This window comes from Mesorhizobium hawassense (genome assembly GCF_003289945.1).
In the GTDB taxonomy this organism is placed as follows: Bacteria; Pseudomonadota; Alphaproteobacteria; order Rhizobiales; family Rhizobiaceae; genus Mesorhizobium; species Mesorhizobium hawassense.
In genome coordinates, this window is the sequence record NZ_QMBP01000008.1 from 292,961 (window position 1) to 301,876 (window position 8,916).

Here is an 8,916-nt window from a genome sequence, read left to right on the forward strand (position 1 = left end):
GCCTTGACTGATACGACCGCCACCTCCGTCGCCGCACCGGCGCCGGCAAGCAACATCTCGGCGCAAGCGACGGCCTTCACCGTCATTCTTGCGGTGAGCTTCTGCCACTGCGTCAACGACATCATGCAGTCGCTGCTTTCGGCGATCTATCCGCTGCTCAAGGAAAATTACGGTCTCGATTTCTGGCAGATCGGCCTTCTGACCTTCACCTTCCAGGTAACAGCCTCGCTGCTGCAGCCGGTGATCGGTATGATCACCGACAAGCGGCCGATGCCTTACTCCTTGCCCTGGGGCATGGCCTCGTCGCTGGTCGGGCTGGTGGTGCTCGCCCATGCCGGCCACTACTGGCTGCTTTTGATCGGCGCCTCGCTGATCGGCATCGGCTCGGCGATCTTCCATCCGGAATCCTCGCGCATCGCCCGCTTTGCCTCGGGCGGCCGCTTCGGCCTGGCGCAATCGCTGTTCCAGGTTGGCGGCAATTTCGGTCAGGCGATGGGTCCGTTGCTCGCCGCCTTCATCGTCGTGCCGTTCGGGCAGACCAGCATCTCCTGGTTCGCCGTCGGCTCGCTGATCGGCATCGTCGTCCTGTGGCAGGTCGGCGGCTGGTACAGCCGGTTGCGCGCCTCGATGGCGACGCGCAAGCAGGTCGCTCAAGTATCGCCCTTCGCGCGCAAGAAGGTCATGTGGGCCCTGGCCGTGCTGACGCTGCTGGTGCTGACCAAGAATGCCTATATCGCCTCGCTCTCCAGCTACTACACCTTCTACTCCATGCATAAGTTCGGGGTTTCGGTGCAGATGAGCCAGGTGATGCTGTTCCTGTTCCTCGGCGCCTCGGCGCTGGGCATCCTGCTCGGCGGCCCGTTCGGCGACCGTTACGGCCAGAAGGCGATGATCTGGTTCTCGATCGTCGGCGTGCTGCCCTTCACGCTGGCGCTGCCCTACGCCAATCTGGAATGGACGATGGTGCTGACCGTGCTGATCGGCCTGATCCTGTCGTCGGCCTTCTCCAACATCGTCGTCTTCGCTCAGGAACTGGTACCCGGCCGCGTCGGCATGATCGCCGGCATCTTCTTCGGCTTCGCCTTCGGCATGGGCGGCATCGCCGCCGCGGTGCTCGGCGTCGTCGCCGACATCAAGGGCATCGATTTCGTCTATCAGATCTGCTCGTACTTGCCCTTCCTCGGCCTGCTGACGGTCTTCCTGCCCAACATGAAGGAAGCGCGGAAGGCCTGATCACCGGCCACGGCCGCTAAGAGCCTAAGATCTAAAGCACCCGCCGGTTGGCGGGTGCTTTTTTGCTTTCCGGACGCGGAACTCAGGCCTTGAAGAAGGCCAGCAGATCGGCGTTGATGACATCGGCATGGGTGGTCGCCATGCCATGCGGGAAGCCCTTATAGACCTTGAGCTCGCCCTTCTTGAGCAGCTTGATCGACAGCAGCGCCGAGTCGGCGATGGGCACGATCTGGTCGTCATCGCCATGCATGACCAGCACCGGCACGTCGATCTTCTTCAAATCCTCGGTGAAATCAGTTTCCGAGAAGGCCTTGATGCAGTCGTAATGCGCCTTGGTGCCCCCCATCATGCCCTGGCGCCACCAATTGTCGACGACCCCCTGCGATACCACCGCGCCCGGACGATTGAAGCCGTAGAACGGACCAGCCGGAACGTCGCGGAAGAACTGCGCCCGGTTGGCCGCCTGGGCAGCGCGGAAGCCGTCGAACACTTCGATCGGCAGGCCGCCGGGATTGGCCGGCGTCTTCAGCATGATCGGCGGCACCGCGCCGATCAGCACCGCCTTGGCGACACGACCGCCCGAGCCGTATTGCGCGACATAGCGCGCCACTTCGCCACCGCCCGTCGAATGGCCGACATGGATGGCATTCTTGAGGTCGAGATGCGCGGCGAGCGCCGCCACGTCAGCCGCGTAGGTGTCCATCTCATTGCCGGTGTCGGTCTGGCTGGAACGGCCATGGCCACGCCTGTCATGGGCGATGACGCGATAGCCTTGTGCCAGGAAGAACAGCATCTGGGCATCCCAGTCGTCGCTGCTCAGCGGCCAGCCATGGTGGAAAACGATCGGCTGACCGGTACCCCAATCCTTGTAGAAGATCTGCGTTCCGTCCTTGGTGGTGATCGTGCCGCTGCCCGAGCCGGCATTGGCGTGCGAAGCTTCAGTCATCTCCATCTCCTCTATTGATTTTCGCAATAAGTAATATCGCGATAACTATATCGATATCGCGACCGAACCTGCTTTTCCATAAAAATATATATCACGATAACGTTTTTCGTGGTACACAATCCGGGATCAGTCGGCAAAAGGAAACTGCCGTGCCTCTTCCCTTGGACAATCAGCTCTGTTTCACGCTTTACGCCACCAGCATGACAATCAATCGTACGTATAAGCCGATGCTGGACGAGATGGGCATAACCTATCCGCAATATCTCGTGCTCAATGCCCTGGGAGAGGCGGACGGCCTGTCGGTCGGCAGCATCGCGCATCGGCTTGCTTTGGAATCGAGCACCATCACGCCGTTGGTGAAGCGAATGGAACAGGCCGGTCTCGTCACCCGCCGGCGCAGCCAGACAGACGAGCGCCAGGTGCAGGTCGACCTGACCCCCGGCGGGCGAGCCCTTCTCGTCCAGTGCAATTGCCTGAACGAGACCCTGATCGAGCGCTCAGGCATGAAGCTGGCTGACCTCGATGCACTCAACCGTCAGGTCCAGGCTCTTCGCAATGCTTTGAATTGTAGCCTGGCGACCGACCTCGCGTGAGGTGTGTTGAGATTCAGGTCAGGCCGAGTCGAGAACGGTGAGTTCCGAGAACCGGAACGGAGCGTACTTTTGGGTACGTGAGTACCGGAAGCGCAGGAAATCGCCGTTCGCAGGCCGGCCTCACCTGAATATCAACACACCTCAGTGGAGGCCGAACTCGCGCAGCAACTCCTCGCGATAGCGCACGAAGCGGCTTTCGCTGCGGTCGCGCGGCCGCGGCAGGTCGACATCGATCAGTCTTGCCGCGCCGCCCTTCTCCTTGGGCAGGATCAGCACCCGGTCGGCGAGATAGATCGCCTCTTCCAAGTCATGGGTGACCATGACCATGGTGACGTTTTCCTCGCTCCAGATGCGCGCCAGTTCCTCCTGCATGGAGATCTTGGTCATGGCATCGAGCGCGCCGAGCGGCTCGTCGAGCAGCAGGATTTCGGGCTGCACAGTCAGCGCCCGTGCGATGCCGACGCGCTGCGCCATGCCGCCCGAAAGCTGCCTGGGATAGGCATCGGTGAACTCGGCAAGGCCGACCAGCGCGATGTGGAAACGCGCCCGCTCCTCGGCTTGCTGCTTCGCCACGCCGCGTACTTCGAGGCCGAAGGCGACGTTGCCGAGCAGGGTGAGCCAGGGCAGCAGGCGCGGTTCCTGGAAGATCACCGCCCGCTCCTCGCCGACGCCATCGACATCCCTGCCGTCGATGGCGACACCGCCGCCATCGGGCCGTTCCAGTCCGGCAAGGATACGCAGCAGCGTCGTCTTGCCCGAGCCGCTGGCGCCGACGATGACCAGGCATTCGCCGGAGCGGATGTCGAGGTTGAGCGAGCGCAGCACGGCGAGCTTTCGCCCGCCGAGGCTGAAGGATTTCGACAGGTCGCGTATCGTGACCTCGCCGCCGCGTGCCGTGGCCATGGCTTGCGCCCCTCTCAGTTGGTTTTGGTTTCGCCGGGGCGGTAGAGGATATCGGCGGCCTTGAGCTTGCCTTTCGGCAGGCGTCCGTCGCGTTCGAGAATGCTCACCCAGAAGTCGACGTCGCGGTCGGTGACCGCCGCCTTTTCGCGTAGGCCGAAGCCCGTCCAGTAACGCGCCAGCTCGCCGTTTTCCCCGCGTTTGTCGAGGACATCGGCGAGCACCTTGCGAGCCTCGTCGGGGTTCTGCCGCGACCAATCGGACGCGCGCGCCGACTGCTCGACGAAGTTGCGGGCGGCATCGGGATTGGCGGTGATGAAATCGCGCCTGAGCACGACGAAACCGCCGGCGATGTCGCCGAGCACGTCGGTGTCGTTGAAGATGCCGCGCACGCCGCCATTGGCAACAAGTTGGCCGGCAAAGGTCGCCTGCCAGTAGCCGAGCCCGGCGATGTCGACCTGTTTCGAGCGCAAGGTCTGCTCGAGCTGCGGCCCCGGCACCACGACAAGCTTGGCGGCGTCCGGCGGCAGGCCGACGCCGTGCAGCGCCTCGCGCACCGTATAGTCGAGGTGGGCGCCCAGCGTGTTGACCGAGATCGTCTTGCCGGCGATGTCGGCGATCGATTTGATCGGGCTGTCTTCGAGCACATAGAAGACGCTCTTGACTTGCCTGTTGATGCCATTGCTGGGGTAAGCCGCGACGAAGTCGTTGCCGCCGGCGATCGAGTTGATCACCGCCGGCGTGGCGGCCGAGCCCAGATCGACACTGCCGGAAGCGAGCGCGAACAGCGATTCCGGGCCGCCGCCGACATAGCCGACATTTTCGAGCTCGATGCCAAGGCCCTTGAAATAGCCGAGCTCGGCGGCGAGCTCGTGCGGGGAGATGCTGCCCCGGCTCGCGAGGTAGCGAATCTTGACGGAAGCGGCTTGCGAGCGTGCGATCGATGGCAGGCCGGCGGCGAGGAAGCCGGCGGCAAGCGGAGCGCGCAGAAGAAGCGAACGGCGTGTGATGCTCATGATCAGGCCTTTCCTTTTTGGATGACAATGATGCGATGCCGCTCACGCGGCGGGATTGCTCCAGCGGCAGAGCCGCCACTGCAGGATAACCAGCGCCTGGTTGGCGATCAGGCCAAGCGCGGCGAGGATGACGATCGCCGCGAACATCAGTGGGATCTGGAAATTGTACTGCGCATTCATCACCTGGAAGCCGATGCCCTTGTTGGCGCCGATCATTTCGGAGGCGATCAGGAGCAGCAGCGCTGTGGTGGCGCCGAGCCTTAAACCGACGAAGATCGACGGCACCGCGCCAGGCAGCACCACGCGGCGGAAAATGGTGAGCTGACCCGCGCCATAGACACGCGCCATTTCGAGCAGTTTCGGGTCGACTTCCTTCACGCCGCTGATCGTGTTGAGCAGCAGCGGAAACAGCGTCGCCCAGAAGATGACGAACACCTTGGAGGCCTCGCCCAGCCCGAGCAGCAGGATGAACACCGGATAGAGCGCCAGGGCCGAAGTCTGGCGGAACAGCTGCAGGATTGGGTCGAGCGCGGCTTCCACGGCGCGCGCCTGGCCCATGACCAGGCCGAGCGGGATGGCGACGATGACGGCCGCCGCAAACGCAAGGCCTGCGCGCTGCAGGCTGATGGCGATATCGCCGAGCAGGCTGCCGCCGGCGAGACCCTTCCACAGCGCCGCGACGATCGCATCGATCGGCGGCAGCACCGCCGCGTTGACCCAGCCGCTGCTCGCCGCCACCTGCCAGAGCGCGAGGAATCCCAAAAGCACGCCATAGCGCGACAGGATCCGTGTCGAGGTCCGGCCGGCCAGCCGCAGGAAGTCCGCGGACAGGCCGTAGCCCTCTCGCCGGCCAATGCCGGCCGTCCGTTCGATATGCTGCAAGGTCATCGTCTTGCCTTTCGCTTCGGGATCATTCGGCGGCGAGCACGGTCGAGCGCGCGACCGTCCACGGGTTCTGCGGCCGCCTGAGGCCGAGATTCTCACGCAGCGTCCTGCCCTCATAGGCGGTGCGGAACAGGCCGCGCCGCTGCAGTTCCGGAATGACCAGGTCGACGAAATCGTCGAGCGCGCCGGGCAGCCATGGCGGCAGGATGTTGAAGCCGTCGGCGGCTTCGTTCGTAAACCACTCCTCCAGCTGATCGGTGACCTGCGTGACGCTGCCGACGATGGTGTAGTGGCCGCGAGCGGTCGCCACCCATTGATAGAGTTGGCGGATGGTGAAGTTGTGCTCGTCGGCGATCTGGCGGATCAGCGCCTGCCGGCTCTTCATGCCTTCGGTCTCCTTGCTCGGTGGCAGCGGCCCGTCGAGCGGATAGCCTCTTATGTCGAGCGTCTGGCCGGCGAGCCCGTTGAGCAGGGCAACACCGTCCTCGGGCAGGATCAGATCGTTCAGCTGCTGGTACTTTGCGCGGGCTTCTTCCTCGGTGCGGCCGACGAAAGGCGCCACGCCGGGCATGATCAGCACCTGTGCCGGATCGCGGCCAGCCGCCGCCACGCGCGCCTTGATGTCGCGATAAAATTCCTGCGCCGTCTCGAGCTTCTGGTGCGCGGTGAAGATGACTTCGGCAGAGGCCGCTGCCAGACCGCGTCCATCCTCGGACTGCCCCGCCTGCACCACCACCGGATGACCCTGTACCGGACGCGGCACGTTGAGTGGGCCTTTGACGCTGAAATGCTCGCCCTTGTGGTCGACGTCGTGCAGCCTGTCCTTGTCGTAGAATCGGCCAGTCTGCTTGTCGCGGATGAAGGCGTCGTCTTCCCAACTGTCCCACAGCGCCTTGACGGTCTCGACGTGCTCGTGCGCCCTTGCATAGCGCTCGGCATGGTTGGGCTGGACGTCGCGATTGAAGTTCTGCGCCGTCTCGTCGCCGGCTGAGGTGACGACATTCCAGCCGGCGCGGCCGTTCGACAGAAGGTCGAGCGAGGCGAATTTGCGGGCGAGCGTATAGGGTTCCTCATAGGTGGTCGAGGCGGTGGCGATGAAGCCGATATGCGTCGTCAGCGGCGCCAGGGCTGCAAACAGCGTCACCGGTTCGAAACCGACGATCTTCGCGTTGCCGCCCTCACGCGCGCCGAGCCCGACGGTCAGATTGTCGGCGAGGAAATAGGCGTCGAACAGGCCGCGCTCGGCGGTCAGGGCGAGTTGCTTGTGGAATTCGAAATTGGTCGCGCCGTCGGCTGGCGCATCCGGATGCCGCCAGGCAGCGATGTGCTGGCCGCCGCCGGGCAGGAAGGCGCCGAGTTTGATCTGTCTGGACGTGCTGGAACTGGTCATGGCTGATCCTTCGGTTCTGGAACGGCTGGCTGAGTTCAGGCAGCGAGGCCGACGCTGCCGGCCTGGCCGACGACGCGCAAAACCTCGGCAACGGCCTGACGCGAGCGAGCATGAATCGCCTCCGACACCAGTGCGCCATTGGCGAAGTCCTTGTCCGAAGCGTAGATCGCGGTCGGCATGGTCAGCGCTTCGAAGAAGCCGAACAGCGGCCGCAACTGATGCTCGACGATCAGCGAATGGCGCTCGCCACCGCCGGTCGCCGTCACAATGACCGGCTTGCCGCGCAGCGACGACGGGTCGAGCAGGTCGAACAAGTGCTTGAAAAGGCCCGTATAGCTGCCCTTGAAGGTCGGCGACCCGGCTACCAGCACGTCGGCGCTGGTCAACTGCTCGACGATGGCGCGCGCCGTCGCGTCGAGATCGGAGATGTGCCGTGCCGCTGGGAGTGACGAACCGAAGTCTTCAATGTCGTAGATGGCCGAACTGGCTCCGATGCGCCCCGCCACTTCACCTGCGATCTGCGTGATGAAGGACTTTGTCTTCGACGGGCGGGTCAGATTGCCGGATATTCCCACCACCAGCTTCTTGGTCATTTTCGGGCTCTCCTCGCAGGCATTTCCTAATTAAGACTACCGATTTTGTAGAATTAAATGAGCGAGAAGATTTCAAAAGCGGCGGGATCGGGAGATTGAGTTTGCGTGCCCGCGCCGTTGATTGGTTCAACGGATGCGGATCACGCCTCGATCTTGACCAGCGGCAGTTGCGGCGCTTCCAGCCCCTGGAACGGGTCGCGCCAGGCGTCGATCGCTTCCAGCCGGCCATACCAGCGGCGGATCGACGGGTAGTCGTCGAGCGGCAATCCGGCGACGTCGTTGAAGGGCAGGAACGTCGCCATTCGGAAGTCCGCGTAGGAGATCGAGTTGCCGACCAGCCATTCCCGCCCGGCCAGCTCAGGCGCGAGCACCGCCGCGGCTTTATGGAACTGCCTCAGCCCCTCCTCGACCAGCGCCTGATCGATCGGACCCAGCCCATAGCGCTGCTTGGTGCCGCGCTCGAAATGCACCATGTCGCAAGCGAAGGCGAAGCGTTCCTTGCCCCAGCTTATCCAACGGATCATGTCCGGCTCGTCGTCTCCGCCGCGCCAGAAATCCGAACCAGCATCGCGCGACAGCCGGCAGGCGATGGCGTCGGCCTCCCACAGACTCCATCCCGGACCGACCAGGATCGGCACGGTCAGATTGGGGTTGAGCGCCTGGTAGCGCTCGGCCTGCCCCGGCGCCATCGGCGATGCGAATTCGAACGCGACCTCCGCCTTGAGATAACGCGCCGTTGCGACCGCGAGGCGAGGATTGGGATTGCGGCTGAACAGGAGCTTCATGTTGGTCCTCATCGGGTCTGGTCACATGCCGCAGGACGACCAAGAACCGCCCGATCCTACATTTGTCACGAATGGGATGTCCGGTTTATGCTTTCGGCACCGGAAAACCACCGCTGCAAGCCTTCTGGCGCGCCCGCTGTCGGTAGCTAATCAAGTTGTCCGGTTTGGTAGCACGTCATTTGTCCGCTTCAGTTTTGCGTCGAAGCGGTTCACGCAGCTCTGCCGATTGAGCATCCGTCCAGGATTGGTGCGCCATCTGAGGTGTATGTGGCAATGCGGCGCGGTCCGTGGAAGATTGCGCGTGTTCCGTCAGTGTATTGCCTGACCTTGACGGTGGCTTTGACGAAGTGGTGTCGGATCGGGCTTTGCGGCAGTTGCAATCTGAGCCGCGCGAAGGCGACGGTATTGTCGCGGGCAACGACACGCTCTTCTTGGAGGCACAGGATCTCGGCCAGAACGGCCGGATCGGCGGCGACGAAGGCGCTGTCCTGGACCGCGGCCGGCCTGGCGAAGCGGGCATTGTGAGCCGGCAGATAGGTCTGCGCGATGAAGCGGTTGGCAGCCTCGATATCGGC

10 protein-coding genes are annotated in these 8,916 nt (G+C 63.6%); 2 read left to right on the forward strand and 8 right to left on the reverse strand.

Features of this window, described 5'->3' with window-relative positions:
• Window positions 1-3: 3 nt before the first annotated feature.
• Window positions 4-1,233, forward strand: a complete 1,230-nt coding sequence (locus DPM33_RS18765) for an MFS transporter (protein WP_112098945.1) — start codon at window positions 4-6, stop codon at window positions 1,231-1,233.
• Window positions 1,234-1,315: 82 nt separating this feature from the next.
• On the opposite strand, the gene DPM33_RS18770 is transcribed toward DPM33_RS18765, so the two are convergent.
• The gene (locus DPM33_RS18770) at window positions 1,316-2,179 is read right to left on the reverse strand and encodes an alpha/beta fold hydrolase (protein ID WP_112098946.1); all 864 of its coding nucleotides are present in this window, start codon (window positions 2,177-2,179) and stop codon (window positions 1,316-1,318) included.
• A gap of 149 nt (window positions 2,180-2,328) precedes the next feature.
• On the opposite strand from DPM33_RS18770, the gene DPM33_RS18775 reads away from it, so the two are divergent.
• Window positions 2,329-2,772 carry a MarR family winged helix-turn-helix transcriptional regulator gene (locus tag DPM33_RS18775; protein ID WP_112098914.1) on the forward strand — a complete coding sequence of 148 codons (444 nt, stop codon included), beginning with the start codon at window positions 2,329-2,331 and terminating at the stop codon, window positions 2,770-2,772.
• A 141-nt stretch (window positions 2,773-2,913) separates the two neighbouring features.
• On the opposite strand, the gene DPM33_RS18780 is transcribed toward DPM33_RS18775, so the two are convergent.
• The 7 genes from DPM33_RS18780 to DPM33_RS18810 form a co-directional block, all read right to left on the reverse strand.
• The gene (locus DPM33_RS18780) at window positions 2,914-3,675 is read right to left on the reverse strand and encodes an ABC transporter ATP-binding protein (protein ID WP_112098915.1); all 762 of its coding nucleotides are present in this window, start codon (window positions 3,673-3,675) and stop codon (window positions 2,914-2,916) included.
• A 14-nt stretch (window positions 3,676-3,689) separates the two neighbouring features.
• Window positions 3,690-4,688, reverse strand: coding sequence for an ABC transporter substrate-binding protein (locus tag DPM33_RS18785; protein ID WP_112098916.1), 999 nt, complete (start codon window positions 4,686-4,688; stop codon window positions 3,690-3,692).
• A 42-nt stretch (window positions 4,689-4,730) separates the two neighbouring features.
• Window positions 4,731-5,576 (reverse strand): ABC transporter permease, encoded by an 846-nt coding sequence (locus DPM33_RS18790; protein WP_112098917.1) that lies wholly within the window; start codon window positions 5,574-5,576, stop codon window positions 4,731-4,733.
• Window positions 5,577-5,598: 22 nt separating this feature from the next.
• Window positions 5,599-6,963, reverse strand: coding sequence for an LLM class flavin-dependent oxidoreductase (locus DPM33_RS18795; RefSeq protein WP_112098918.1), 1,365 nt, complete (start codon window positions 6,961-6,963; stop codon window positions 5,599-5,601).
• Between the two features lie 35 nt (window positions 6,964-6,998).
• Window positions 6,999-7,556 (reverse strand): FMN reductase, encoded by a 558-nt coding sequence (gene msuE, locus DPM33_RS18800; protein WP_112098919.1) that lies wholly within the window; start codon window positions 7,554-7,556, stop codon window positions 6,999-7,001.
• Window positions 7,557-7,696: 140 nt separating this feature from the next.
• On the reverse strand, window positions 7,697-8,341 hold the full coding sequence (locus DPM33_RS18805; RefSeq protein ID WP_112098920.1) for a glutathione S-transferase family protein: 645 nt from the start codon (window positions 8,339-8,341) through the stop codon (window positions 7,697-7,699).
• Between the two features lie 209 nt (window positions 8,342-8,550).
• Window positions 8,551-8,916 (reverse strand): hypothetical protein (locus tag DPM33_RS18810; protein WP_208648424.1); only part of this gene is annotated, 366 nt, incomplete at its 5' end.

Coding starts and splice junctions, on each gene's coding strand:
- DPM33_RS18770 (WP_112098946.1), bottom strand. CDS start 2,179: ATGACTGAAGCTTCGCACGCCAATGCCGGCTCGGGCAGCGGCACGATC.
- DPM33_RS18780 (WP_112098915.1), bottom strand. CDS start 3,675: ATGGCCACGGCACGCGGCGGCGAGGTCACGATACGCGACCTGTCGAAA.
- DPM33_RS18785 (WP_112098916.1), bottom strand. CDS start 4,688: ATGAGCATCACACGCCGTTCGCTTCTTCTGCGCGCTCCGCTTGCCGCC.
- DPM33_RS18790 (WP_112098917.1), bottom strand. CDS start 5,576: ATGACCTTGCAGCATATCGAACGGACGGCCGGCATTGGCCGGCGAGAG.
- DPM33_RS18795 (WP_112098918.1), bottom strand. CDS start 6,963: ATGACCAGTTCCAGCACGTCCAGACAGATCAAACTCGGCGCCTTCCTG.
- msuE (WP_112098919.1), bottom strand. CDS start 7,556: ATGACCAAGAAGCTGGTGGTGGGAATATCCGGCAATCTGACCCGCCCG.
- DPM33_RS18805 (WP_112098920.1), bottom strand. CDS start 8,341: ATGAAGCTCCTGTTCAGCCGCAATCCCAATCCTCGCCTCGCGGTCGCA.